The sequence below is a fragment of the Vicinamibacterales bacterium genome, assembly GCA_035699745.1.
GTDB lineage: Bacteria > Acidobacteriota > Vicinamibacteria > Vicinamibacterales > 2-12-FULL-66-21 > JAICSD01.
Genome location: DASSPH010000067.1, coordinates 128,798 through 155,590, shown reverse-complemented (window position 1 = coordinate 155,590; position 26,793 = coordinate 128,798). Strand labels below are relative to the sequence as shown.

The window sequence follows — 26,793 nt, the reverse complement described above, 5'->3', positions numbered from 1 at the left end:
ACCGACTGACACGCCGCCGGAACGGGTATACCCTTCCGGCATGAACTGGCTGTACGCCGCGCGTGGACTTCGACGCACCCCGGCCTTCACGCTTGCCGCGGTCGCATCGCTTTCGGTCGGCCTCGCCCTTGCGGCGTCGGCCGTGTCCGTCGTCAATGCGTATCTGATTCGCTCGCTGCCCTATCGCGACGCCGGTCGGATCTATCACCTGCGCTACGCGCCGCCAGGGCCGTGGGAGCCGCGCGGGATGACGGCGCTCGACTGGACCGCCGTCGCCGATGTCGTCGAGCATCCGATCGCGTCGGCGGGCGAGACGTTCCACGTCAGCGATGGCGGGTTCTCGACGTCGCTCCGCGCCCTGCGCGTGACGCACGGGTTCGTCGAAGGGCTGGGGGTGCGGGTCGTGTCGGGGCGCACGCTGCAGCCGCACGATTTCGCCGCGGGCGGCGAGCCCGCCGCGTTGATCGGTCACGCGCTGTGGCGCGAGCGCTTCGGCGCGGATCCGGGTGCGATCGGACGAGTGATTCTGGCCGAAGCGGAATCCCGCCCGGGTGCGCCGGAGACCTTCCGCATTGCGGGGGTGCTGGAGCCGGACTTCTACTACGGCCGCGAAGCGCGCACCGGGGTCGACCTGCTCGTGACACAGGCGGCGCCGATTCGCGCCTACATGGTCAAGCTGCGCCAGGGCGTGCTTCCGGCGGTCGCCGAGCGGCGGATCACCGACGCCGCGCGCGCCGCCGCGACGTCGCCGATTCCCGCCGGCTGGACCGGCGTGCAGCTCGAATCGGCGCACGAACGATGGGTCGGCAGCGTGCGGCCCGTGCTGCTCGGCGTGGTGATTGCGGTGGCGCTCGTCCTGGTAATCGTGTGTGCGAACGTCGCCGTGCTCATGCTGCTCCGCGCGATGCAGCGCCGGCGCGAAGTGGCGGTCCGGCTCGCGCTCGGCGCGGGCTGGACGCAGATCGCGCGCATGCTCATGGCGGAGACGGCGCTGCTTTCGGGCGCCGGACTGGCCGGCGGTCTCGGGCTGACCGCGCTCTCGCTGGGCACGCTGGCGCCGCTGATCGAAACGCAGCTCGGACGCCAGGCCCCCAATGCCGCGGGAATCCAGATCGATGCCACCGTTCTCCTCGCCGTCGCCGCAGCGGGGTTGCTGGCCGCAGTCGCAATCTCGCTCGCGCCGCTCGCGTCATCGCTCGTTCCTGGGGGGCGCGCGCTGACCGACGCGCTGCGCCAGTCCGGGCGGGGCGTCAGCGGCGGCCGGCCGATGCGGCGGCTGCGCGGCGGACTGATCGCCTTCGAGGTCGCCGGCTCGCTCGTGCTCCTGGTCGCCTGCGGCCTCATGGTGCGCAGCTTGATCGCGATGGTGTCGACCGATCTCGGCTTCGATCCCGACGGTCTCGTGCGCTCCCGCGTGGTACTGCGCGCGCGCAACCATCCCGATCCCGCGAGCTACCTGGCCTTCAAGGCGGAATTCGAACGGCGCGTCACGGAAGCGACCGGTGCGGTGACCGCCTACAGCAGCTGGCCGCCCTACGTCGCGCCGCCCGATCGCCTCGTCGAAGCGGACGGCGCCGGCACCGCGATGGGGGGAACCGTCTTCGTGAGCAGCGGCTATTTCTCGGCGTTTGCCATTGCGCTCCAACAAGGACGTCCGTTCTCGGCCGACGAAGTGTCGGCGGCCGCGCCGCTCGCCATCGTCAGCGCGTCGCTGGCGCAGCGCCTCTGGCCGGACGGCACAGCGGTGGGACGCCGGCTGCGCTTCGTCGACCAGACGCCGTCCGGACCGCGCTCGACGGAATGGCGGACGGTCGTCGGTGTGGCTCGCGACGTGCGGCAGGCGTACGGCGACGAAGCGAAAGGCGATTTGTACATGCCGCGGCTGCCCGAGGGGCGGTTCGGAACCTTCTACGTCCGGACCGGGGCGGCGACCCCTGCCCTGTTCGAGGCGCTGCGCAAGGCGGCTGCCGATCTGGATCGAGACGCGGTCGTCGATCCGCCGCGGCTCGTCTCGGCGGAAGACCGCACGCTGGCCGGGACGCGATTCCTGACCATGATGCTGACGTCGTTCGCCGCCATCGCCGCATTTCTGGCCCTGCTCGGCATCTATGGGGTGACCGCATATGCGGTGCAGCAGCGCCACAAGGAAGTGGCCGTGAGGGTCGCGCTCGGCGCCACCGCGCGCAACGTGCTCGCGATGTTTCTTCGCGAAGGCGTCCGGCTGCTCGCGATCGGCGCGGTCGCCGGTCTCGCGGGCGGCGTGCTGGTGTCGCGCGTCCTGCAGTCGCGGATCTTCGGGATCGTGGCCTTCGATCCGCTCACGTACGGAACCGCGTCGGTGCTCCTGATCGGCGCCGGGCTCGCGACGACGTTGTGGGCGTCGCGGGGCGCGACGCGGACGAATCCGTCGGCAGCCTTGAACGCCGACTGATCGAGCCTCCGCGCCCGCCGCCGGGAGTACACGTCGCAGCTGTTCTTTCCCGAGACCCTGAACGACGAGATCCACGCGCGCGAGCCGTATGCGGCGAACGGGCGCCGCGACACGATCAATCAGCGCGACGGCATCTATCGCCAGGCCGGCGACCAGCTCCTGCTGCAGCCCGCCCGGCGCGCCTCGGGGTACGAGGCCGGCATCGCGATCGCGCTCGATCTGTCGGATGCCGCCGTCGGCCGATCCGATGCGGAGGGGCGCGGTCGCGGGCGGCGCAACGGCCGGGTATGATGGCGGCGTGCATGGCATCAGTCAGGACGTTCGCGTCGCTCTCCGTCAACTCGCCCGCCGTCCGGCGTTCAGCGCGATCGTCCTGGCGACGCTCGCCCTGGGCATCGGCGCGACGACGACCTTCTTTTCAATCCTGAACGGCGTGGCCCTGCGGCCGCTGCCGTTCGCGGACGCCGATCGCCTGGTCGCCGTGGACCGCGCCGCGCGCGGCGCGGCGGTCCGATCGAGACTCACCGTCGAACAGTTCATCTCCGTGCGCGAGGCGGCCGGCATCGCCGAGGCGGTGGCGTACGTCGCGCGCCCTGTCACGCTGAGCGGCGAGGGGGGCGCGGTGCAGGCGGCCGGGGCGGAAGTCTCCGGCGATCTGTTCGCGCTGCTCGGGACGCCGCTCCTGCGCGGCCGCTCGATCGGCGACGGCGACACGTCACCGGTTGCGGTCATCGGACACGATCTGTGGACCGGACGCTTCGGCGCCAGCGACGCGGCGCTCGGCGCGTCGATCGCGATCGACGGCGTGCCCCACACCATCGTCGGTATCGCCCCTGCCGGTTTCGCGTTTCCCGCCGACGCGCGGATCTGGCTGACGCTGCGGCGCGACGCGCGGCGCGGCGTGGACGTCGCGGCGCGGCTGCGCGACGGCGTCCCGCCCGCCGAAGCCGCGGCGGCACTCGCCGGACTGGAACCGTCGCAGACCGGCGGCGCCCCGGACAACCGCGCGTGGACGATCGCGGCGCGCCCGCTGCGGGACGCCGTCCTCGGCTCGAAGCAGCGTGACGCGGCGCTGATCCTGCTGCTCGCGTCCGGCGTCGTGCTCGTCGTCGCGTGCGCGAATCTCGCGGGCCTGCTGCTGGCGTACGTCAGCGGCCGGCGGCACGAGCTGGCAGTCCGCGCGGCGATCGGCGCGGCGCGCTGGCGGCTGGTGCGGCAGGTGATGACCGAAAGCGCGCTCCTCGCGGTCGCCGGCGGCGCGCTCGGCGTGCTGGTCGCGAGTTGGGGCACCGATCTGTTCGTCAATACCCTCGGCAAGCCGGGCGGCGCGAGCTGGCTGACGTTCTCCATCGACGCCCGGGTCGTGGCGTTCGCCTTTGCCGCCGCCGCGGCGACCTCGACCATCCTCGGTGTCGCGCCCGCGATCGGCGCGTCCCGCGTCGACATCCGGGGTGTGCTCCAGGAGGATCAGCAGGCGTCCGGGTCGCGCCGCCGCGCGCGGCTGCGCGGCGCGATGGTCGCCGCGCAGGTGGCGCTCTCGCTCGGCCTGGTCACCGGCGGGGCATCCATCGTGACCAGCGCGCTCGCCATGGACGATGTGCACCCCGGCTTCGAGCGCGCCGGCCTCGTCGTCGTGCGCGCGCCGCTGCCCGACGCCCGGTTCGACTCGACGGCGCTGCGGATGGATCTGGTGGATTCGATGCGGGCGCGGCTGGCGGCGGTCGCCGGCGTCTCGGCGGTCTCCGCGATCAGCCATGCACCGCTCGTCGATCGCAACGTGCCGGCGACGGGCTTCATCGTGGAGGGATGGACCGCGACCGCGTCGCCGCCCGCCGCGACGTTCCGGTTCGTGGACGCGGATTACTTCGACGCGATGCGGATCCCGGTTCGCCGCGGGCGCGCCTTCACCGCGCGCGAAGCTCGCGACGAGCGAAGCGCGTCCGTCATCATCAACGAGACCATGGCGCGCCGGCACTGGCCCGATCGCGATCCGATCGGCGCTCGTTTGCGCCTGCCCGGGGCCGCGAATCCCTCGGCCTGGTTCACCGTCGTCGGCGTCGTCGGTGACGTCGCGCAGCGCGCGCTCCCCGGCCCGCCCGAGAGCCAGATGTACTACACGCTGCCGAACGGCCGTGACGTGGCGTTCGTCGTGCGGACCGCCGGCGAGTCGTCCGCAGCCGTGGACGCGGTGCGCACCGCGGCGGCCGGCGTCGACCCCGCCGTTGCCGTCACGGTGCACACGATGGACGGGACCTATCGCGCATACGCGGAGGATCGCCGGCTGCAGGGGTTCGTGCTCGGGTCGCTGGGCGCGGTCGCCCTGCTGGTCGCCGCCCTCGGCGTCTTCGGCGTGATGTCGCTGACCGTCGCCGAGCGCCATCGCGAGATCGCAATCCGCGCCGCCCTCGGCGGAACGCCGCGCGCGATCCTGCAGCTCATTCTCGGCAGCGCGCTGCGCCTCGTGTCGATTGGCGTCGGCGCGGGACTGCTCCTCGCGTTCGCCGCCACCGCCTTTCTCTCGTCGATCTTCTTCGGGCTGCGCGCCTTCGACCCGGCGCTGTTCGCGGGTGCGGCAACGCTGCTCGGCGGCGCCGCGCTTGCCGCGTCGTGGTGGCCGGCGCGGACGGCGGCGCGGGTGGATCCGATGGCCGCGCTGAAGCTGAAGTGATACCCTCCGGCGCATGAAAGCCGGCAGGGCCGTCGTAATCGTGGCGCTGCTCGTGACGGCCGGCGCCACCGACTCGTTCGTCCAGCAGCCCGCTCCAGGCCAGGCTGCCGAAAAACCGGACGCGTTCTCTCCTCTGGGCTTCGAGGATCTGCGGGCCTACGAACAGGCCTTCCCCGGCGTGCCCGGCTCGGTCGAAGTCGCGCGCGCGTCCGCGGCGCGTTACTGGGTCTATCGCGGCGTCGCATATCGCGGCGCGCAGCCCGCCGGGACGGCATGGATCAGCCTCGGCCCCTCGAGCACGACCGAAGGCGGCGCGAGCGGTTCCGGCAATTTCTCGGGGCGTGTCTCCGCGCTGGCGATCTCGCCGGCATGTGCGCTCCACGGACCATGCCGGCTCTGGGTCGGCACCGCGGGCGGCGGCGTGTGGCGCTCGGACGACGCGATGCATGCCGACGACGCGGGCTGGCGGTGGATCGGAGCCGGCCTGGGCACCAACAACATCGGCAGTCTCGCGCTCGACCCCAACGACGAGAGCGGCGGCACGATCTACGTCGGCACCGGGGAAACCAACTCGCCTCAGAACTCCGGCGCGGGAACCGGACTGTATCGTTCGACCGACGGCGGGGACCGCTGGGCACGCGTCTCCACCAACATCGTCGATCCCGCGGTGTCGCCGGCGCCGATCGACTTCACGTCGACACGGGGCATCGGATCGATCGCGATCGAGCCGGGCAACCCGCAGGTCATCTACGTCGCGACGACGACTGCCATGCTGGGCATGACGGCGGTGCGCGGCGGCCAGAGCCAGATTACCGGCTACCCGCAGCCGCGGGTCGGGCTCTACAAGACGGAGAACGGCGGCGCATCCTGGTCGCTGATCTGGGTGCCGCCGCTCGCGCCGGCGATCGCGCCGAATCCGCACCAGACGGTCGGGCAGGGGGACACGATGATCGGCGTGCGCTGGGTCGAGATCGACCCGCGCAACCCGCGCATCGTCTACGCCAGCGCGTGGAACAACGCCATCCACCGCTCGGCGCCGCCGCTGGAGAACGGCGACGCCTCCTTCAAACCGGTCTTCGCGATCGTCGGGCGCGGCGGATTCCAGGATCTCGCGATGTTCGACCTGACGGAGAGCCGCGGGCACACGCGGGTCTACGCCTACAACGGCACGCTCGCCGCCGGCACGCAGGGGTTGTATCGGCTGGACAACGCCGACGTTCCGGCAGCGGAGCTGGTGACCGGATCGGGCTCCAACCTCTCCAACACCGCGTCGTGGATCGCGCTCTCGTCGAACGACCCGGCGCAGGAGGGATCGACGAGCCGCGCGATCTGCGCGTCGCAGTGCTTCTACGATCTGGTGGTGGCGGTGCCGCCGCGGCGCCCCGACACGGTCGTCCTCGGCGGGGTGGCGACGCCGACCTTCGGCGAACCGACGATCCGGTCCACCGACGCGGGCGTTACTTTCTCGGCGTTCTCGAGCGATGCGCAGACGCCGCCGAACCGGGCGCACGTGGACGTCCGGGCCGTGGCCTTCCACCCCCGCAATCCCGACATCGCGTTCGTCGGCTCGGACGGCGGCGTCGTTCGCAACGACGGCGTGTTCGTCAACATCGCCGACCGGTGCGGCTCGCTGTTCGGCAATGCGCCGCAGTGCGCGCGGATGCTCGCGGCCGTTCCCCGGCAGATGTACTTCCTGAACCGGGGCCTGCAGACGCTGCAGTTCTACAACGTGGCGCTCGATCCGCGCGCTCCGCTGCAACGGCTCATCGGCGGCCTGCAGGACAACGGCACGGTATGGCAGGACGGCACCGGCGCGGCGGGCGTGTGGAAGAGCGTGTTCCCGTTCGGCGACGGAACGTCGGCCTCGGGCTTCCATCCGTCGCGCGCCGGCGTGCTGTTCGCCAGCTTCCAGAGCAACCGGTTCTTCGTGAACTTCGCCAACGGCGACCTGGCGCGATGGCTGCGGATCGACGATCCGATCCGCGCCGCCAACGAACGCGCGACGATCACGGCGTCGACCGGACGGCAGTTCCTCTCGTTCGACGAGGTGAATCCCGACACCCAGTTCACCGGCTTTCAGCACGTCTGGCGAACCAAGAGCAACGGCGGCAGCCAGGCGTTCCTCGAGGCAAACTGCCGGTTCTCCGGCGGGTCCGCGGCGCTGATCTGCGGCGACTGGATTCCGCTCGGCGTCGCCCATCCGTTTCCCGCCGGCTCGACGCCGGAATCGGCCGGCCGCCGCCCCGGCGATCTCACCGCCGACGCGTACGGGTCCGATCGCACCGGCGGCGTGATCGTGGCCGTAGAGCGCTCCGCGCTCGATGCGGGAACGCTGTGGGCGGCGACGAGCGCGGGACGTCTCTTCGTCTCGAAGAACGCCGACGCGGCGGCCGGCCCCGACGTGACCTTCAGCCGCGTCGACACGCCGGTCACGCCCAACCGCTTCGTCACCCGCATCGTGCCGGATCGGACCGATCCGAATGCCGCCTTCATCTCCTACTCGGGGTTCAACGCGCTCACGCCGTCATCGCCGGGGCACATCTTTCGCGCGGTCTTCAACCCGTCGTCGCGCACGGCGACGTTCACGCTGCTCGATCGCGATCTGGGCGACCTGCCGGTGAACACGATCGCCGTCGACGACGGCCGCGGCGATCTGTACGCGGCAACGGACTTCGGCGTGCTGGTGCTGCGCCGCGGATCGCCGGTCTGGGAACTGGCGGGGGTGGGCTTCCCCGAAGCGCTGGTCGTCGATCTCGAGTTCGTGAGATCCGAGCGCGTCCTGGTGGCCGCGACGCACGGACTCGGAATCTTCTATACGAGGCTGGATCCCTAGAACCGCCGCGATACTCCGAACGCGACGACGGTCCGGCTCTGGAAGCCGCCGTCGAACACCGTCACCCGCTCGAGCGGCGGCGCGCTGAGCGAGGAGCGCCGCCCGAGTGACGGGTCGTTGCTGAACTGAATCGCCGGATTGGTGAACGACTCGACGAAGCCGGCAGGCGAGCCGCGCCGGCTGGACGGCTCCGTGCTGACGCGCACGCGCGTCGCGTCGGGACCGAGCAAGGCGCGAACGTCGAGGCGGAAACCCCAGCGGTCGGAGATCCGGCGCCGCACCCCCCCGCCGACGACGCCCGCGAACGTGAGCGGCCGCTCGAAGGCGATCGTGACGCGGTCGCTTTCGTCGATCGGCACCTGATCGAGCACCGCAAAGCGGTACCGGCCGGACAGTGTCGCGGACGGCGAACCGGTGCCCGTCACGATCCCGCCGCCCAACGTCAGATAGGGGATCACGGATCCCAGCGCGCCGAGATCGGTGTTGAATGCGGCGGTCGCGGCAATCTCGCGGCGGGTGCCGCTCTCGGCCTCCCCGGCGGCGTCGACCACGACACCGGTGAACGGCCCGGTTCGCAGCAGCTCGGTGAAGGTGCTGGCGAACGAGTGGCGAGAGGCGTCCACGATCGCGGCCAGATCCCCGGGAGCAACCGGCGCCGCCCCGAGGAAGTCGACCGCGAGCTCCAGCGACGCCGACGCGGAGGTCGAACGCCGCACCCTGACGCCGCCGGCCCCGGTCCGGCCCGGCTTCACGGCCGCGAACAGCGGATCGAGGGGCACCATTCGCGACGGTCCCTCGAACGCGGCATTGACCGCGTCGAGCAGCGCCGCGCCGTCGCCGAAGAACCACGACGGCACCTCGCGGCTCGGGAAGAGCGGGGTCGACGTCGCGATCGCCGCGCCGGGCCGCGGCAGCGTCTGCCGGCCGTCGCTCGCCGTCGCCGCGGCGACCAGCCCGCCGTAGACCTCGACCTCCCAGCGCCGCTCCTGCGCCCACGCCCCCGTGGCCGCGCAGACCATGGCCAGCAGCACGCCCGACGTCACCCAGCCGCGAGTCATGGCCCCGAAGTGAACCACCAAATCAGGATTTAGCCAAGCGGATTTGGAAATCTGGAAATGTGGAAATCTCGCATTCGGCATTCGCACATTTCACATTTCCAAATTCCCACATTTCCAAATTTCCAAATTCCCAGATTCCCCTTGACACTCTACAAGAGCCGCACTACCCTCTTGTCGACCGACGACAGGAAGAACATTGGAGGATGTTCATGGCGCCCAAATCAGACCTGCTCCAGGGCACGCTGGATCTGTTGATCCTGCGGACGCTCTCGGGTGAACCGATGCACGGGTGGGGCATCTCGCAGCGGATCCAGCAGCTCTCGAAAGACGTGCTGCAGGTGAACCAGGGGTCGTTGTACCCCGCGCTGCACCGGCTCGAGCAGCAGGGGCTGATCGCGGCGGAATGGGGCAGCTCGGAAAACAACCGGCAGGCGAAGTTCTATCAGCTCACGCGGGACGGCCGCAGGCAGCTCGCGGAAGAGACGAAGACCTGGGAACGCCTTTCCACCGCCGTCGCGCGCGTGCTTGCCGGACTCTGAACATCCCGGAGGGCAGTCCGATGTTCCGTCATCTCTCCGTCCGCCTCTCGTCGCTGTTCAAGCGGGCGCGCCTCGAGCGCGAGCTCGATACCGAGCTGCGCTACCACCTCGACATGCTGATCGAGCAGAACCTCGCGAAAGGCATGCCGCCCGACGCCGCCCGGCGCGAGGCGCAGCGCGTGTTCGGCACGATGGACGCCGTCAAGGACGACGTCCGCGACAGCTGGCTCTCCCGCTTCGTCGAGGTCGCCGCGCAGGACATCCGCTACGGCGTCCGCAGTCTCCGGCGCAATCCCGGCTTCGCCCTGGTCATCATCGTCACCATGGCGCTCGGCATCGGCGCCAACACCGCCATCTTCAGCGTCGTCAACGGCGTGCTCCTGCGGCCGCTGCCCTACCAGGACGGCGACAAGCTGGTCGTGCTGCACCACGGCCAGAGCGATCCGGTCGCCAATGACTTCGGCTTCTCGCCGAAGGAGATGGACGACTACCGGCAGGCGCAGTCGCTCAGCGGCGTGGTCGAGTTCCACAACATGTTCTTCAACCTGCTCGGCCGCGCCGAGCCGGAGCGTCTGTCGACCGGCGTGGTGTCGGCCAATTACTTCGACGTGCTGGGCGTCACGCCGCTGCACGGCCGGACGTTCGTCGCCGCCGACGACGCGCCGGGCGCTCCCGCCGTCCTCGTCCTCGGCTACAAGTACTGGGAGCGCAGCTTCGGCGGCGACCGCAGCGTGGTCGGGCAGACGTTCCGGATGAACGACAGGCCGCACACGGTGATCGGCGTGATGCCGCCGGTGCCGCAGTATCCGCTGGAAGTCGACATCTACATGCCGTCGTCGGCGTGCCCGTTCCGATCCAGTCCCAGCCTGATCGCGAACCGCCGCGGCCGGATGCTCACCGCGTTCGCGCGCGTCCGTCCCGAGGTGACGCTCGCCAAGGCGCAGGCCGATCTCGATCTGGTCGCGGCGCGGCTGCAGACCGATTACAAGGGCTTCTATCCCGACAGCGGGTTCAAGGCCGCAGGTATTCCGCTCAAGACGGAACTGACGCGGAACTTCACCACGACGCTGTGGGTGCTGCTGGGAACCGCGGGATTCGTCCTGCTGATCGTGTGCGCCTCGATCGCCAACCTGCTGCTGGCGCGGATGGTCCGTCGCGAGCGGGAGATCTCGGTCCGCGCCGCGCTCGGCGCGACGCGCGGGCGGCTGCTGCGGCAGCTGCTGACCGAAAGCCTGGTGCTGGCGCTGTGCGGCGGCGTGCTCGGCCTGGTCCTCTCTGCCCTCTCGCTGCGGTTGCTGGTCAATTTCGCCGGCCGCTTCACGTCCCGGGCCAACGAGATCTCGATCGACCTGACGGTGCTCTTCTTCACCCTCGGCGTGTCCGTGCTGACCGGACTGATCTTCGGCTCGATCCCGGCGTTCGCGCGCCGCATCGACGTGGCCCCGGCGCTCCGCGAAGGAGGCCGCTCCAGCCACTCCAGCCAGCGGGTGCGCAGCGTGCTGATCGTCGCGCAGGTCAGCGCGTCGTTCATGCTGCTGATCGCCGCCGGCCTGACGCTGCGCAGCCTCCTCAACGTGCAGCGGATCGATCCCGGCATCAAGACCGAGAATCTGATCTCCTACGGCGCTTACATGAGCTTCGACAAGTTCCCGCTGACGCTGCCGCCGGCCGAGCGGCGCGCGAAGATCGCCGGGTACTGGACGGAGTACGAACGCCGCCTCGGTTCCATTCCGGGCGTGATCGCCGTCGCCGGCGGCGGCACGTTCCCGCTGAACGAGATCGACCCGTTCCCGCAGGGGCTCGTCAGGGACGGCCGGCCGTTGCCGCCCGGCGTGCAGCCCCCGCAGATCAACGTGCGATTCGCGACGCCCGACTACTTCCGCACGCTCGGTCAGTCGATCGCGGCCGGACGATCGTTCGCCGCGTCGGACACGCTCACCTCCACCGGCGTCGCGATCGTGAACCAGTCTGCGGCCAGGCTGTTCTGGCCCAACGAAGATCCGATCGGCACGCGCATCGCCGGAGGCGGGCCGGGCCAGTTCCGCACGATCGTCGGCGTCGTCGCCGACGTGCGGCAGCAGCTCGATCGCGCACCGGCGGCGGAGGTCTACGTTCCGGTGGCCCAGACCGCGAACCTGAACACCACGTGGGTGATCCAGTCCAAGCTGCCGATCGAAGACGCCGTGCGGAACATCAAGGCGGTTTCGCAGACGCATGACCGCGATCTGCCGGTGGAGAACTTCCGAACGCTCGCCGAGGTGCGATCGGAGGGGCTCGCGCCGCGCCGCGTCGTCGTGGCGCTGATCGGCATGTTCGGGTTCCTCGCGCTGGTCATCACTGCCGCGGGAATCGCCGGCGTGATCGCCTTCTCGGTGAACCAGCGCACGCAGGAGTTCGGCATCAGGATGGCGCTCGGCGCCCCTCGCGCCGGCGTGCTGACGATGGTGCTCCGCGAGGGACTGCAGCTCGTGACCATCGGCCTCGGGATCGGACTCGCCGGGGCGCTCGCGCTGACGCGGGTGCTCGGCTCCGTCATCTTCGAGGCGCCGCCGGCGAGCGCCGGGCCCACGCCGCCGCCGCTCACGCTGCTCGTCGACACGGTTCCGACCGACGTGTTCACCTACATCGGCGTGGTCGCTGCGCTGTTGCTGGTCGCCGTCCTCGCCTGCCTGATGCCGGCCCGCCGCGCGGCGTCGGTGGACCCTATGGTTGCGCTTAGGGCGCAGTAGCGGCCGCGGCCGGCCGGCAGTTGGCAGCGGACTCGCATCGCCGTTGGTTCGATGCTGGTCCGTGCAGCGCTCGTCGTCTCGACCGTTCTGCTGGGCGCAGCTCTTCCACAGCAGCCGAATCCGCCGGCGCCGCCGACGGTGCCGGGTGTTCCTGCCGCGCCCGCGGCCGGCACACCGCAGCCAGCCGCCGAGCCCGCCAGACTGGAGCGCCTGCTCGACGGCACCGGGCCCGTTGCGCTGACGCTCGAAGCCCCGCTCGAGCGTCTGTTCGAGACCGGTCTCGAAGACGAGGACGTCGCGGTGCCGGGCACCGTGAAGTTCAAAGATCGGACGTCCGGAGCGGAAGTTGTACTCACAGACGTCGCGGTGTCGGTCCGTGGACATACCAGCAGGCGGGAAACGGAGTGCACCTTTCCCAAGCTGAAGCTCAAGCTGAAGGGTGCCGGCTCGATCAAGATCGGCAGCCACTGCGGCGAGGCCGCCGATCACGAGCTCAGTCCGAAGTACGGCCGTCTCGCCAACGAGAAGTCGCCGCTCCGCGAATCGCTCGTCTACGATCTGCTGCGCGCGGTCGAGGCGCCCACGCTGCGCACTCGCCCGGCGCGCATCACCTACATCGACGGCGCGCAGCCGCCGCTCGAACGCCATGCGCTGCTCCTCGAAGACGACGACGATGCGATGGCCCGGGTGGGAGGGACGGCGGAGATACCGCTCGAGGCGTTCGGCAACGTCGCGGTCAGAGGCGCCGGCGCGGACGCCGCGCGGATCGCCTTCGCGGAGGCGATGATCGGCAACTTCGACTGGTGCCTGAAATTCTCTCCGGACGACATCTACCGGTGCAACGAACCGAAGCCGCTGTGGAACGTGGTCGCGTTCGATCGCGGCGGCGGGCGGACATCGCTGCTGATGAAGGACTTCGATCTCGCCGGCATGGTCGTCGGCCGCCACACCTGGTTCGACAAGGTGTGGAACCGCGCGTTCGTGCCGTCGAAGTCCGAGATCGAGATCGAAGTCCTGAGTCAGGTGCAGCGCACGCGATCCCTCTTCCCGCGGGCGCAGCTCGACGGCGAACGCCGGCACTTCATCGAACGGAAGACCGCGGCGTACGCCGCGCTCGACGGCGCCGGGGTCGACGACAAGGGGCGCGAGATCGCCCGCGCCTATCTGGACGCGTTCTACGCGGCGATTACCGGCGACGAGCAGTACTACCGCCCGATCGTCGTGCGCGACGACGTGCAGGTGTTCCTGGACGCGGCCGGCACGCGCGAGGCCTGCGGCCCGAAGGACGTGATGCGGCCGGGCACGCCGGTGAACGAGATCGCGCGCGAAGGGGCCATGAGCCAGGTCATCATCCTCGACGCGATGTGGCGCTGGGCCTCCCGCAACGAGTGCAATGCCGTGCAGGACGGCCCCGTCTGGATCAAGTCCGACGCGATCGTCCGGAACTTTCCCGCCCGTTAGATCGAATTACTCCTGGATCGGCAGGGTCCAACTGAATTCAGGCTGGACACGTCTAAGACCGACAGTTACGCCTTCGAGGGGGAGCGTACGAATGCGCGGATTCGCACACAGTACCGCCGTGGCCATCGCGGCGCTTGGGCTGGCCGGGCTGCCGCCCGCCGAGGCGCAGACGAAGGACGCGGCGAGCGTGATCGCGGCGGCCCGGCAGGCGCTGGGCGGCGAAAAGAAGCTCGCCGCCGTCAAATCGTTCACCGCGCAGGGCCGAACACGGCAGGTGCGGGGTGAGAACCTCGTCCCCATCGAATTCGAAATCTTCGTGGAGTTGCCGGACAAGTATCTGCGCAAGGACGAAATCCCGGCGCAGGAAAGCGGGCCGACCGCGTCCGGGTTCGCCGGCGACGATCTGCTGGTGGATCCCCTCCCGCCGGCGCCAATGCCGGACCCGGCGCGCAAGGCTCGTGTGACTCAGCTGAAGCAGGATTTCGCCCGGCTGGCGCTCGGGATGTTCGCTGGGTCGTTCCCCTCGTACCCGCTGACCTTCACCTACGTCGGGCAGGCGGAGGCGCCGCAGGGGAAGGCCGATGTGGTCGACGCCAAGGGACCCGATAACTTCACGCTGCGCTACTTCATCAACAGCGAGACGCATCTGCCGATCATGGTGACCTGGCAGCAGCCGGCGCCCCCCGCCCGCGGGGGCGGGCCGGGCCGAGGTCCCGGAGGTGCGGGGCCAGCCGCGCCACCCGGAAGTACGGCGCCGGGGACGCGAGGGGCTCCCCCGGCGGCGGGCTCGGGCGCGCCCGCGGGAGCGCCCCCGGCGGGAGCGCCGCCGGCGGGGGCGGCACCAGCGGGCCGGCCACCAGCGGGAACGGCACCCACCGGAGCGCCGCCGGCAGGCGCCGCTCCGCAAGGCGCGCCCGGCGCGGCGCCCGGAGCACCGCGGCCCGAGTTCCGGATGTACTTCGCCGAGTATCGCGAGGTGGACGGCCTGCAGCTCCCCTTCCGGATCCGCCGCGCCACCGGCACGGAAACCACCGAGGAAACGACGTTCGACCGCTATCGCATCAACGCAAAGATCGACCCCCGGCGATTCGACGTTCGCAAGTAACTCGTCACTCCGAGGATCCCATGATTGCTGCTCTTCTTGCGGTCCTGATGCTGTCGGCGCCCGCCCCGCAGGCGCGCGAAGCGCGCGTGACCATCACCGTCGTCGACCAGACCGGCGCGGTGATTCCCAACGCCAGGGTGACGATCGCGCCCACGGTGGATCCGAAGGCGGCAGCGGTACCCGGCGCGGCGCCGCCGGCGCCGCTGGCCGAGCCGGCGACGACCAACGAGAAGGGGATCGCGACGATCGGCGGGCTGACGCCGGGACGCGTCACCATCACCGCGGAGTTCCCCGGCTTCGAGCCGCGCGTGCTGAGGGACGTGCAGCTCCGGGCTGGAGACAACAGGCACGCGGCGGTGCTCGCGATTCAGGGGCTGCAGGACTCGGTCACGGTGTCGCGCGACGCGCGCGAAGCGGCGTCGGATCGCCGCACCACGTTCGGCACGGCGCTGACGCGCGAGCAGATCGAAGCGCTCTCCGACGATCCCGACGAGATGGCGCAGCAGCTGCGGGACATCGCCGGCTCCGACGCGGTGCTGCGCGTCGACAGCTTCGAAGGCGGACGGCTGCCGCCGAAGGCGGCGATCAAGGCGATTCACATCACCCGCGACGCGTTCGCGGCGGAGAACCACTTCGCCGGCGGCCTGTTCGTCGACATCATCACGCAGCCCGGCATCGGTCCGCTGCGCACGAGCATGGGTGTGCGGCTGCGCGACGGCTCGATGAGCGGCCGGCCGCCGGCGGCATTCGCCGAGCAGCGCGCCAAGGGGCCGGAACGGTATCAGAACTACAACGGCGGCATCAGCGGCTCGGTGATCAAGCAGAAGGCGTCGTTCTCGCTGAACTTCTCGGGCGGCCGCAATTACGAGACGCCGTATTTCTACTACTTCCGGCCGGACGGCTCGGTGGTGAACCGGCTCGCGCCGCGGCGGCCGCGCGACTCGATGTTCGTGTTCGGGATGTTCGACTATGCGATCACGCGCGATCAGACGCTCCGCGTCCACTTCAGCCGCGATCGCTTCACCAGCAGGAACATCGGGGTGGGCGGCTTCAACCAGCTCGAGCGCGCCTACGCGTCGGACGACAACTACAACAACATCCGCATTCAGGAGGCGGGACCGCTCGGCCGGCGCTTCTTCATCAACACCCGCGCGTCGATCAACTGGGCGGACTCGTCGAGCCGCTCGGTGTTCGAAGGGCAGACGATCAACGTCATCGAGACGTTCACCAGCGGCGGCGGGCAGCGCCGCGGCGGGGTCCGCTCGAAGGCGCTGAACCTGCAGTCCGATCTCGACTACGTGCGCGGCATCCACTCGTGGCGCACCGGCATCGCCCTCGACGGCGGATCGTACCGGTCGAACGACGAGTCGAACTACCTCGGCACCTACACGTTCGAGAGCCTGGAGGCGTTCCTCGCCGGCACGCCGCGCAGCTACACGCAGCGCATCGGCGATCCGAACATCCGCTACTTCAACATGCAGGCGGGCTGGTATCTGCAGGACGACATCCGCGTCCGCAAGAACCTGACGCTCAGCCCGGGAATCCGCTACGAGGCGCAGACGCATCTCCGCGACTACGACAACGTCGGCCCGCGCTTCGGCGCGACCTGGTCGCCGGGGAAGAGCGGCAAGCTGACGCTCCGCGGGAGCGCCGGCGTGTTCTACGACTGGCTCTTCACCAACATCTACGAGCAGACGCTGCGCGTCGACGGCTTCCGCCAGCGCGAGGTGAACATCGTGAACCCGACGTATCCCGATCCGGGATCGATCGCCGGACTTTCGCTGCCCACCAACCGGTATCTGCTGTCCGACGGTCTACAGATGGCGCGCAACTTCCGGATGAGCGCCGGGTTCGATCGGCAGCTGACCAGGATGGTGCGGGTCAACGCGACCTACGCGCACACGAGCGGCGACAACCTGATGCGGGGCCGCAACCTCAATTCGCCGGTGAACGGCGCGCGTCCCGATCCGCTCTTCGCCAACATCGTCGAGGTGCTCGGCGACGCCGAGTCGCGGACGCATTCGGTCAACATCGGCAGCAGCATCAACTTCAACGCCGGCGGGCCGGCGGGCGGGCCGATGATGATCGGTGGTCCGGAGCGAATGGTGATGATCGCGGGCGGCGCGCCGCCGCCGCCACCGCCGCCGGGGGCGCGGCCGACGCCGGCCAACGCGCGGTGGAACTGGCGCCGGATGAGCATCTTCACCAACGTGTTCCTCGGACGCACGCTCAACAACACCGAGGGGGCCTTCAGCCTGCCGGCGACCGGGCTGATCGAAGATGACTGGGGGCCGTCGAACGGCGACGTCCGCAGCCGTTTCAACGTCGGCTGGAGCAGCCAGCAGCTGCGCGGGCTGAACGTGAACCTGAACCTGAACGCGTCCACCGCCCCGCCGTACACGCTGCGGACCGGCGTCGACACCAACGGCGACCTGCTCTTCACCGATCGGCCGGCCGGCGTCGGGCGCAACACCGAGCGCGGCAGCAGCCAGTGGACGCTGAACGGCAACTTCTCCTACGGCTGGACGTTCGGCAAGCCGGTCGAGCGCGCCGGCGGCATCTCGATCCGCTCGGACGCCGGCGGCATCACCGCGTCGCAGGGAGCCGCGTCGACTCAGGGGCGCTATCGCCTCAACCTGAACGCCAACGTCCAGAACCTCACGAACCACCACAATCTGGTCGGCTACACCGGCACGATCAACTCGAAGAACTACGGCAAGCCCACCAGCTTCCAGGGCACGCGCAAGATCGATTTCGGCCTGAGCCTCTCGTTCTAGGCAGCGGCGGCAGAAGCCGGGTCGCGGGCCCGGCTTCCTGCTGACCGCCGACGCCGTTACTGCTGCTTCACCAGCTCGATCTCGAGCGACACCTTCACGTCGTCGCCGACGAGCACGCCGCCGGTCTCGAGCGCCTGGTTCCAGGTGAGGCCGAAGTCGCTGCGCTTGATCTTCGTGGTCGCGGTGAAGCCGGCGCGCTCGCCGCCCCACGGGTCGCGGTTCCGTCCCTCCGACGTCACGTCGAGCGCGACCTCGCGCGTCACCCCGTGCATCGTCAGGTCGCCAATCAGCTTGAAGCGATCGCCGCTGACGTCGGCGATGCGCGTGCTGGTGAAGGTGATCTTCGGGAACGTCGCGGCGTCGAAGAAGTCGGCCGACTTCAGGTGCGCGTCGCGCTGGGCCTCGCGGGTATCGATGCTGTCGACGTCGATCTCGATCTGCGCGCGCCCCTTCGCCGGGTCGGCATCATCCGAGTAGACGGTGCCGTGCACGATGCCGAACCGTCCCTTGACGGTGGCAATCATCAGGTGCCGGATCGCGAACTCGATGTGGCTGTGGGCCGGGTCGATGCTCCAGGCGGTGAGGGTGGGGGTGGTGGTGCTGCTCGCGGGGGTCGTCGTGCTCATCGGTCCTCCTTGATAAGAAATCTTTAGTGACTATACAAAAGTAAGTAGATTGTGTCAAGTGCAGATGGACTGATAGAATGCAAGGCATGGGCCTCAAACCCCAGCTCTGCGCCAGGTTCCACCGGGCGGTCGAGCTCATCGGCGGCCGGTGGACCGGCGCCGTGATCCAGCTGCTGCTGAACGGCCGCATGCGCTTCGCCGAACTGCGCGACTCGATCCCGGACATCAGCGACCGCATGCTGTCGGAGCGGTTGAGGGAGCTCGAGACCGAAGGCATCGTCGAGCGGATCGTCGTGCCCGAAACGCCGGTGCGCGTGGAATACGAGCTGACCGAAAAGGGCCGGGCGCTCGAACAGTCGCTGGCCTCGCTCGGGCGCTGGGCCGAACGGTGGGTCCCGGAGCCCCGGACCGTGCGGCCGCCGGTGGCCGTCAAGAAGCGCGCCGCGGCGCACAAGTGATCGGCGGCTGACCGTGCGCGCCGTCATCTTCGATCTCGACGGGACCCTCGTCGATACCGTCTACGGCCACACGCTCGCCTGGTGGCGCGTGCTGCAGGAGGCCGGACTCCCGGTCCCGTCCTGGAAGGTGCACCGCCTGATCGGCATGAGCGGCGGGTTGATCACGCGCGCGGCCGCGCACGAGATCGGCCGCGGGCTGGCGCCGGATGAAGTCGAGCGGCTGCAGAAGCGGCACGGCGAGGTCTATAAATCGTTGATGCCGGATCGGCACCCCTTGCCCGGTGCGCTCGAGCTGCTGCAGCATCTGCGCGAGGCCGGGATCAAGCACGGCATCGCCACATCGGGCAAGCGCCAGGACGCGCAGCCCTCGCTCGACGCGCTGAATCCGCCGTCCGACATGGTCATTGTCGACCGCACCGAAGTCGATCGGGCGAAGCCGGAGCCGGATCTCTTCCTCGCCTGCCAGCAGAAGCTCGGCGTCGCACCGTCGGAGTGCTACGTCGTCGGCGACGCGGTGTGGGACGTGCTCGCGGCGCGGCGCGCCGGGATGCTCGCGGTCGCGCTCCTCAGCGGAGGCTACGGCGAACAGGAGCTGGCCCAGGCCGGGGCGTATCGCGTCTACGCGGATCCGGCCGATCTCCTCTCGAACATCTACCAGCTCGGCTTGCGTCCCTCATAGCGGGATCACCCGCGGGCGCGCTTACGCGCCGCCGCAGTTGCGCGACGCGGCCGCGGCGGCGCCCTGAGCCGCGCGGCACGGGCGAGCGCGCGGAACGCGGACAGCATGTCCGCGTAGGAGAAGTGCGCGTTGCGCCCGCTCGGATTGGGCAGCACGAAGATCCGCGCCCCGTGGATGGTGGCCGGCTGAAATCCCGGCTTGATCTCCGCCCCCCGCGGCTCGCCGGTAATGACCTTCCACAACGCTCGATACATCGTCACGCCGACGAAGGCGACGATCCCGGGCCGGTAGCGTTCGATCTTCTGTTCGAGGATCTTCCAGCCTTCCAGGTATTCCTCGGGGCGCAGCGTGTCGATTCCCGGCGTCGGACGCGCGACCAGGTTGGTCATGCCGATGCCCCACGTCGGCAGCCGCACGTCGTCTTCGTGGGTGACGGGCTCGGGCACGATCCCCGAGTCGTACAGAAGCCGCCAGAACCGGTTGGTGGGACCGGCGAAATGATGCCCCGTCGTCGCCGACATCACGCCGGGGTTGATGCCGATCAGCAGGAGCCTGACGCCGGGCTCGATGCAGTCGGTGAGTCTGAGATCCGCCCACGCGGGCTTAGAATCGTTGGCCATGAACTGGTTGTTCAAAGAGGAGCCGTCGAACTACAGCTACGAGGATCTCGCGAGGGACGGACGCACGTCGTGGACCGGCGTCCGCAATCCGGTCGCGCAGCGGCACCTTCGCAGTGTGAAGAAAGGCGACAAGATTTTCTTCTATCACACCGGCGACGAGAAGGCGGTGGTCGGCATCTGCCGCGCCGCCGCCGACGCCTACCCGGATCCCGCGGACAAGACGGGCAAGCTGTACGCCGTGGACGTCGAGCCGGTGAAGAAGCTGAAGACGCCGGTGACGCTCGCCGAGGTGAAGGCTGACCGGCGCTTCGCCGATTTCCCGCTGACGCGCATTCCGCGCCTCTCCGTCATGCCGGTTCCGGCGGACGAATGGGAGTGGATTGTGGAGAAGAGTCAGCGCTGATCCCGCCCGGCTCCGGCTTGAGCAGCAGGAATCCGAGCGGCGGCAGCGTCAGGCGCAGCGACTGGGCGAATCCATGCGACGGGATGTCCTCCGTCTGCACGGCGCCGTTGTTGCCGACGTTGCCGCCGCCGTAGATCGCGGCGTCGCTGTTCAGCAGCTCGGCGTAGAGCCCGGCGGCGGGCGCGCCGATCACGTAGCCGTGCCGCGGCACCGGCGTGAAATTCACGATCGCGATCAGGAAGTCGTCGGGGTTCCGGGCACGGCGCATCAGCGCCACGACCGAGTTGTCGCTGTCGTTGCAGTCGATCCACTGAAAGCCGGCGGGATCGGTGTCGCACTGGTGCAGCGCCGGTTCGGCGACGTACGTCCGGTTCAGGTCGCGCACGAACTGCTGCAGGCCGCGGTGCAGCGGCAGGTCGAGCAGGTGCCAGTCGAGGCTGACGTCGTGGTTCCACTCGCGATGCTGGCCGAACTCCGCGCCCATGAACATCAGCTGCTTGCCCGGGTGCGCGTACATGTAGCCGTACAAGGTGCGCAAGGTCGCCGCGCGCTGCCACTCGTCGCCCGTCGGCTTCGCCCACATCGAGCCTTTCAGGTGCACGACCTCGTCGTGCGAGAACGGCAGGATGTAGTTCTCGCTGAACGCATACAGCAGCGAGAACGTCAGCAGGCGGTGATGGAATCGGCGGTACACCGGGTCCTGCTTCACGTATTCGAGGGTGTCGTTCATCCAGCCCATGTTCCACTTGTAGGTGAAACCCAGGCCGCCGAGGTGCGTCGGGCGGGTCACGCCGGGAAAGGCGGTCGATTCTTCGGCGACGGTGATCGACCCCGGATGCTCGCCGTGGGTCAGCGTGTTCAGCTCCCGCAGGAAGTCGATCGCCTCGAGGTTCTCCTTGCCGCCGTACCGGTTCGGGAGCCACTGACCGGGCCCCTTCGAAAAATCCAGGTAGAGCATCGAGGCGACCGCGTCGACCCGCAGGCCGTCGAGGTGGTACTCCTCGAGCCAGAACAGCGCGTTGGCGAGCAGGAAATTGCGCACCTCGTTGCGCCCGTAGTTGAAGATCAGCGTGCCCCAGTCGAGATGCTCCCCTTGCCGCGGATCGGCGTGCTCGTAGAGGTGCGTGCCGTCGAACCGCGCCAGGCCGTGGGCGTCCTTCGGGAAATGCCCCGGCACCCAGTCCAGGATCACGCCGATCCCGTTGCGGTGGCAGGCGTCGACGAAGCCCTTGAACTCGGCGGGCGTGCCGTAGCGCGCGCTCGGCGCGAAGAAGCCGGTGACCTGATAGCCCCACGACCCGAAGAAGGGATGCTCCATCACCGGGAGCAGTTCGATATGGGTGTAGCCCATCTCCTTGACGTACGGGATGAGCCGCTCGGCGGCCTCGCTATAGGTCAGCGGCCGGTTCCCCTCTTCCGGAACGCGCGCCCACGATCCGAGGTGAACTTCGTAGATCGCCATCGGGCGATCGAACCAGGCGTTGCACCCCGCTCGATCGATCAGCCACTGCGCGTCGCTCCAGGTGTGGCCGCGATCGGCGACCACGGATGCCGAGAGCGGCGGCTTCTCGAACAGGAGCCCGTAGGGATCGGCCTTCAGCAGCAGCTCGCCGTGCTGGCTCGAACGGATCTCGTACTTGTAGCGATCGCCCGCGGCGACGCCGGGAACGAAGATCTCCCAGACGCCCGACGCCCCCAGGCGGCGCATCGGATGCACCCGGCCGTCCCAGGCGTTGAAGTCGCCGACGACGCTGACGCGGTCGGCGTTGGGGGCCCACACGCCGAAATGAACACCCTCGGCGTCGCCAATCCGCATCAGGTTCGCGCCGAGCTTGTCGTAGATCCGGGTATGCCGCCCCTGGCCGAACAGGTAGAGGTCGTATTCCGTGATGACGCGCCCGTACCGATACGGATCGTCGATCGTCACGGTGTCGTCGCCCGGATACGTGATGCGGAGGCGGTAGTCGATGACGTCCCGCTGACCCGGAAGGCGCGCCTCGAACACCCCCCCTTCGTGCACGCGTTCCATCGTCGTCGCGCCGCCGGCGTGGACGACGTCGATCCGTCCGGCGGACGGCTGGAACGCTCGGATCACGAGCGCGCCGGCGTCGACGTGGGGACCGAGGATCGAGAAGGGGTCGGAATGGCGCGCGCCGGCGAGCGCGTCGAAAGCGTCAGTGGCGGGCAGCACGGTCAGATTATGTACTTGCGGTCACGCGTTGGCGAGGACGGCGTCAACATAAGCCGTCACCAGGCCAGGCAAATCGTCCAGCGGTCCGTTCAGCGTCAGCACCTTGCGGAACCGCGGTCCCCTGATCGCAAGATCCCAGCCGTCGCCGCTCTGTGACCGGAACAGGCTCAGCTGCCACTTCTCGAACCCGGGCCGCCACCGCCGCACGGTCGCCTCGACGGCGCTGTGCAGCCGGGCGCGCGCCCCGGCATCCAGCACCTGCGGGCACAACACGCTCACCGGCATCCCGCCTAAGTTAGTCCGGTCGCGCATCGACGGCAAGCTTAGCTGTTCCCGACGCTCAGCACTCGCCCCGCCTCAGTCTGGGGAGCGGCGTTCTCCTCCCGCGGGCGCGAGCGTGGAGCGGTCGCAGGCGGCGGCGAGTTCGTCCGGGGTCGAGGCGGTGCACCCGAGATCACGCAGCAGCCCGTCCTTCACGTCGTAGATCCAGCCGTGCAGCGTGAGCGGCTGCCCGCGCTGCCAGGCATCCCGCACGATGGTCGTCTGGGCGACGTGCCGCACCTGATCGACCACGTTCAGCTCGCACAGGCGGTCGATGCGCGGCTCGTCGCCGTCGAGCAGCGCCAGCTGCGGCTGGTGCCGATCCCGTACGTCCTGCACGTGGCGCAGCCAGTTGTCGATCAGGCCCAGCGGCATCCTCAGGTAGGCGGCGCGCACGCCGCCGCAGCCATAGTGGCCGCAGACGATCACGTGCCGCACCGCCAGCACGTCGACGGCGTACTGCAGCACGGACAGGCAGTTCAGGTCGGTGTGCACCACCACGTTGGCGACGTTGCGATGGACGAACAGCTCGCCCGGCATCAGCCCCACGATCTCGTTCGCCGGCACGCGGCTGTCGGCGCAGCCAATCCAGAGATACCTGGGCGTCTGTTGCGCCGCGAGCGCGGCGAAGAAGTCGGGCTGCCGCTCGACGATGGCGCGCGCCCACGCGCGGTTGTTGCGGAAAAGCTCGGGCAGGCTGGTCACGCCATGGATATTACCCTGCGGGCTTGCGCGCGGTCAGACTCACCACGCCGCCGCGCGCGGGGCGGCGCGCAGCAGGGTCTCGATCAGCGAGGAGTTCAGCGGCGCCGCGGGACCCCAGCACGGTCCCCCTTCGAGCGCCGACAGCCGCCCGGCCGGCGGCTTCGACGCGTAGCCAAGTCCCTGCAGCTGCGCGCGCAGTTGCTGCGACAGCCGCAAGAGCATCGTCGTATCCGCCGCCGCGCCGGTGAGCACCGGCATCTGGTCCCGCTGCAACGTCACGCGAATACCGGAATCGTCGGCCACCGCCGAGAAGGCGATCGCGGTGCCCGGCGCATACATTTCCCACTGCATCATCGGGTTGAGGGCCTGCATGCCGCGGAAGAATGCGTCGAGCGTGCCAGGACCGGATCGTCGAAAACCAGCGGAATGGCGCGGGTTTCTGCTGCGCGCCTGTGCGCGGCGTGGGCGGAGTGGGCGCGCCTGGCACACGGTCCCGGACGCGCGTCGAATCACGCTGGCAGCCGTTACTGCCGGAGCGCCGACGCGGGATCGATCCGCACCGCCCTCCAGGCCGGGCCGGCAATCGCCAGGGCTGCCGTGATCCCCAGCACGATCGTCACCACCGCGAACGTGGCGGGGTCCAGCGGGCGCACGCCGAACAGCACCGACTCGATCAGCCGCCCGAGCATTGCCGCCAGCACGAGGCCGATCGCGACGCCGGCGGCGATCACGCGCGCCGCACCGAGCGTGACGAGCCGCAGGATGTCGCTGCCGGTCGCGCCGAGCGCACGGCGCACCCCGAAATCGCGCACGTGCTGCTGGACCGAGTAGGCCAGGATGCCGAACACGCCCACCATCGCGAGCACCAGCGCCAGCGCCGCGAACGCGGCCACCAGGACGGCGCGGAACCGGTGACGCGAGGTCACCGCCCGGGCGATGTCGTCCAGCGTCCTGACCTCACGCACGCTGACCAGCTGTTCGCGATCGACACGCGAGATAGCCGCCCGTACCGCTCCCGTCAGCGCTTCCGCCGGACCGGCCTTCGGCCGCACCACCATGTAGACGTCGTCCGCGAGATCCTGCGCCATCGGCACGTAGACCTGGACGAAGTCGTTGCGCTCGTCGGGACGTCCCTTCACCTGGCGCGCCACGCCCACGATCTCGCGAATCGATGGCGCCGCCTGCGGCGCGGATGCCGGCCGCAGGGCGATGCGCAGACCGACCGCCGAACGCCCCCCGAGCGAACGCGCGAACGCCTCGTTGACGATGCAGACGGGAACGCTCTTCGGGCCGTCCTGCCGCTCGAAACCGCGGCCGGCAAGGATCGGCAGATCGAGCGCGGCGAAGTACGACGGGCTGACCACCTGGTATTCGGTGGTGGGACGCTCGCGCTCGGCCAGCGGCGCATCGCCGGCAATCTCGTAGGTCAGCCCGCCGTCGTCGAAGAAGTCGAGCGGCAGCGCACTCGCCCAGGCGACTGCGGCAACGTTCGGAACGGCGCTCACCTCGGCGTCCACCTGATCGTAGAACTGCTGCAGCAGCTCGGGCGTGGGGTACTTCGATCCGAGCGGATCGATCAGCATCGACAGGACGCTGCCGGCACGGTAACCGCGATCGTAGGCATCGACGGCGAGCAGCGTGCGCAGCAGCAGTCCGCCGCCGAACAGCAGCAGCACCGCGGTCGCGACTTCCGCCGTCACGAGCAGCGCGCGGAGCCGGCCGCCTCCAGAGGTCACGCTGCGGCTGTTCGATGCCATGATCCCGGCGGACGAGAACTGCGTCGCTTTGACCGCGGGCATCACTCCGAACAGCAGCCCGACGACGAGCGCCGCGCCGGCGCAGAACGCCACGACCCGCATGTCGAACGCGAGCTGGACGGTCGGCGGCAACAGTCCGGCGGGCACGATCGACGGCGCCGCGCTCAGGATCGCCGCGCCCAGCGCTGCGCCGAGCGCGCCGCCGATGAGCGAGAGGAGAACGCTCTCGGTGAGCAACTGCCGGACGATGCGGCGCCGCCCGGCGCCGAGCGCCGAGCGTACCGCCAGCTCGCGCACGCGCACCGTGGCGCGCGCCAGCAGCAGGCTGGCTACGTTGGCACAGCAGATGAGCAGCACGAACGCGACGACGCCGAGGAACAGCATCGAGGTGACCCGCAGATCGCTGCCGATCATCGTCCGGTGCAGCGTCTCGACCGCCACGCCGCGCCCCTTGTTGGTCTGCGGGAACTCCGTCGCGAGCCCCGCAGCCACCGCCTGCAGGTCCGACGCCGCCGTTTCGACCGAGACGCCGGGCTTCATCCGGCCGACGACCTGCAGGGCGTACGCGGCGCGCAGGCGCGGCGGCAGCCCTTTGATCGGCCGCATCGCCCACATGCTGGTATCGCCGAGAATCTGAATCTCTTTCGGGATCACGCCGACCACGGTCCACATCGACCCGTCCAGCCGGAGCTGCCGGCCGGCGATGCCCGGGTCCGCGTTGAAGCGCGTCCGCCACGACGATTCGCTCAGCACGACCACGCTGAGCCGCTTCGCGTCGTCTTCCTCGCTGAAGGTCCGGCCGACCACCGGGGTGACGCCGAGGACGTCGAAGATGCCGGCCGTGACCCACTGACGCGAGACGGTCTCGGCGGTGCCGTCCGCCCCAGCCATCACCATGCCCCCGACCGCCGGCGTGAAGCCGGCGATCTTCTCGAACGTCCGGCTGCGCGCGAGCCAGTCCTGCATGTTGAGCGGCGACACGTAGCTGCGCGGATTCTTCGGCGTCGTCTCCCACAACGTGACGAGCCGATCCGGCTGCGCGTAGGGCAGCGGACGCAGCAGCGTGGCGTCGACCAGCGCGAAGATTGCGCTGTTGGCGCCGATGCCGAGCGCCAGCGTCAGCGCCGCCACCCCAGTGAACCCGGGCGAGTGGCGCAGCTGGCGCAGGGCGAACGTCAGATCGTGCCAGAGCTCTTCGAGGCGCAGCGTCACGTTCATCTCTCGATCTCTCTTCCTGGCCAGACCGGCCAGCGTGCGTTTCAGGGCGGCGACGTCGCCGAGGCGCCTCAGGGCGAGCTCGCGCGCGGCCGCGGGATCCATCCCGCGCTGGATCAGATCGCGGGTCTTGATCTCGACGTGCAGGTCCAGCTCTTCGTCGATTTCCTGTTCGACGGGAACGCGCCACAACCACGAGCGCAGCGATCGCTTCACG

The 26,793-nt window shown here is 69.7% G+C and carries 19 protein-coding genes; 11 read left to right on the top strand and 8 right to left on the bottom strand.

Features of this window, described 5'->3' with window-relative positions; genetic code table 11:
- Window positions 1-40: 40 nt before the first annotated feature.
- The 3 genes from VFK57_15255 (at window position 41) to VFK57_15245 (ending at window position 7,932) form a co-directional block, all read left to right on the top strand.
- On the top strand, window positions 41-2,431 hold the full coding sequence (locus VFK57_15255; GenBank protein HET7697068.1) for an ABC transporter permease: 2,391 nt from the start codon (window positions 41-43) through the stop codon (window positions 2,429-2,431).
- A gap of 298 nt (window positions 2,432-2,729) precedes the next feature.
- A complete protein-coding gene (locus tag VFK57_15250) occupies window positions 2,730-5,099 on the top strand; it encodes an ABC transporter permease (protein ID HET7697067.1) in 2,370 nt (789 codons plus the stop codon).
- Window positions 5,100-5,112: 13 nt separating this feature from the next.
- Complete coding sequence (locus tag VFK57_15245; protein HET7697066.1) at window positions 5,113-7,932, top strand: hypothetical protein; 2,820 nt, start codon at window positions 5,113-5,115, stop codon at window positions 7,930-7,932.
- On the opposite strand, the gene VFK57_15240 is transcribed toward VFK57_15245, so the two are convergent.
- Window positions 7,929-8,990 carry a hypothetical protein gene (locus VFK57_15240; protein ID HET7697065.1) on the bottom strand — a complete coding sequence of 354 codons (1,062 nt, stop codon included), beginning with the start codon at window positions 8,988-8,990 and terminating at the stop codon, window positions 7,929-7,931. The two genes, VFK57_15245 and VFK57_15240, sit on opposite strands and share 4 nt — an antisense overlap.
- A 209-nt stretch (window positions 8,991-9,199) precedes the next feature.
- Between VFK57_15240 and VFK57_15235 the strand changes: the two genes are divergently transcribed.
- From VFK57_15235 to VFK57_15215, 5 genes are all read left to right on the top strand, one after another.
- The gene (locus VFK57_15235) at window positions 9,200-9,529 is read left to right on the top strand and encodes a PadR family transcriptional regulator (GenBank protein ID HET7697064.1); all 330 of its coding nucleotides are present in this window, start codon (window positions 9,200-9,202) and stop codon (window positions 9,527-9,529) included.
- Between the two features lie 20 nt (window positions 9,530-9,549).
- On the top strand, window positions 9,550-12,258 hold the full coding sequence (locus VFK57_15230; protein ID HET7697063.1) for an ABC transporter permease: 2,709 nt from the start codon (window positions 9,550-9,552) through the stop codon (window positions 12,256-12,258).
- A 51-nt stretch (window positions 12,259-12,309) separates the two neighbouring features.
- Window positions 12,310-13,719 (top strand): hypothetical protein, encoded by a 1,410-nt coding sequence (locus VFK57_15225; GenBank protein HET7697062.1) that lies wholly within the window; start codon window positions 12,310-12,312, stop codon window positions 13,717-13,719.
- 91 nt (window positions 13,720-13,810) lie between these two features.
- Window positions 13,811-14,824 (top strand): hypothetical protein, encoded by a 1,014-nt coding sequence (locus VFK57_15220; protein HET7697061.1) that lies wholly within the window; start codon window positions 13,811-13,813, stop codon window positions 14,822-14,824.
- A gap of 20 nt (window positions 14,825-14,844) precedes the next feature.
- Window positions 14,845-17,601 carry a carboxypeptidase regulatory-like domain-containing protein gene (locus VFK57_15215; GenBank protein HET7697060.1) on the top strand — a complete coding sequence of 919 codons (2,757 nt, stop codon included), beginning with the start codon at window positions 14,845-14,847 and terminating at the stop codon, window positions 17,599-17,601.
- Window positions 17,602-17,657: 56 nt separating this feature from the next.
- On the opposite strand, the gene VFK57_15210 is transcribed toward VFK57_15215, so the two are convergent.
- A complete protein-coding gene (locus VFK57_15210) occupies window positions 17,658-18,227 on the bottom strand; it encodes a YceI family protein (protein ID HET7697059.1) in 570 nt (189 codons plus the stop codon).
- 86 nt (window positions 18,228-18,313) lie between these two features.
- On the opposite strand from VFK57_15210, the gene VFK57_15205 reads away from it, so the two are divergent.
- Together VFK57_15205 and VFK57_15200 are read left to right on the top strand one after the other, a co-directional pair.
- Window positions 18,314-18,685, top strand: coding sequence for a helix-turn-helix domain-containing protein (locus VFK57_15205; GenBank protein ID HET7697058.1), 372 nt, complete (start codon window positions 18,314-18,316; stop codon window positions 18,683-18,685).
- A 13-nt stretch (window positions 18,686-18,698) separates the two neighbouring features.
- Window positions 18,699-19,364, top strand: a complete 666-nt coding sequence (locus VFK57_15200; protein HET7697057.1) for an HAD family hydrolase — start codon at window positions 18,699-18,701, stop codon at window positions 19,362-19,364.
- 5 nt (window positions 19,365-19,369) lie between these two features.
- Here VFK57_15200 and VFK57_15195 read toward each other — a convergent pair whose 3' ends face one another.
- Window positions 19,370-19,984, bottom strand: a complete 615-nt coding sequence (locus VFK57_15195) for a mismatch-specific DNA-glycosylase (GenBank protein HET7697056.1) — start codon at window positions 19,982-19,984, stop codon at window positions 19,370-19,372.
- Here VFK57_15195 and VFK57_15190 point away from each other — a divergent pair.
- A complete protein-coding gene (locus VFK57_15190; GenBank protein HET7697055.1) occupies window positions 19,983-20,387 on the top strand; it encodes an EVE domain-containing protein in 405 nt (134 codons plus the stop codon). The two genes, VFK57_15195 and VFK57_15190, sit on opposite strands and share 2 nt — an antisense overlap.
- On the opposite strand, the gene glgB is transcribed toward VFK57_15190, so the two are convergent.
- From glgB to VFK57_15165, 5 genes are all read right to left on the bottom strand, one after another.
- Complete coding sequence (glgB, locus tag VFK57_15185) at window positions 20,332-22,578, bottom strand: 1,4-alpha-glucan branching protein GlgB (protein HET7697054.1); 2,247 nt, start codon at window positions 22,576-22,578, stop codon at window positions 20,332-20,334. The two genes, VFK57_15190 and glgB, sit on opposite strands and share 56 nt — an antisense overlap.
- A gap of 21 nt (window positions 22,579-22,599) precedes the next feature.
- Window positions 22,600-22,863, bottom strand: coding sequence for a hypothetical protein (locus tag VFK57_15180; protein ID HET7697053.1), 264 nt, complete (start codon window positions 22,861-22,863; stop codon window positions 22,600-22,602).
- Window positions 22,864-22,935: 72 nt separating this feature from the next.
- The gene (gene can / locus VFK57_15175) at window positions 22,936-23,604 is read right to left on the bottom strand and encodes a carbonate dehydratase (protein ID HET7697052.1); all 669 of its coding nucleotides are present in this window, start codon (window positions 23,602-23,604) and stop codon (window positions 22,936-22,938) included.
- A gap of 39 nt (window positions 23,605-23,643) precedes the next feature.
- Window positions 23,644-23,976 (bottom strand): hypothetical protein, encoded by a 333-nt coding sequence (locus VFK57_15170; GenBank protein ID HET7697051.1) that lies wholly within the window; start codon window positions 23,974-23,976, stop codon window positions 23,644-23,646.
- Between the two features lie 152 nt (window positions 23,977-24,128).
- Complete coding sequence (locus tag VFK57_15165) at window positions 24,129-26,792, bottom strand: ABC transporter permease (protein ID HET7697050.1); 2,664 nt, start codon at window positions 26,790-26,792, stop codon at window positions 24,129-24,131.
- Between the last annotated feature and the right edge of the window lies 1 nt (window position 26,793).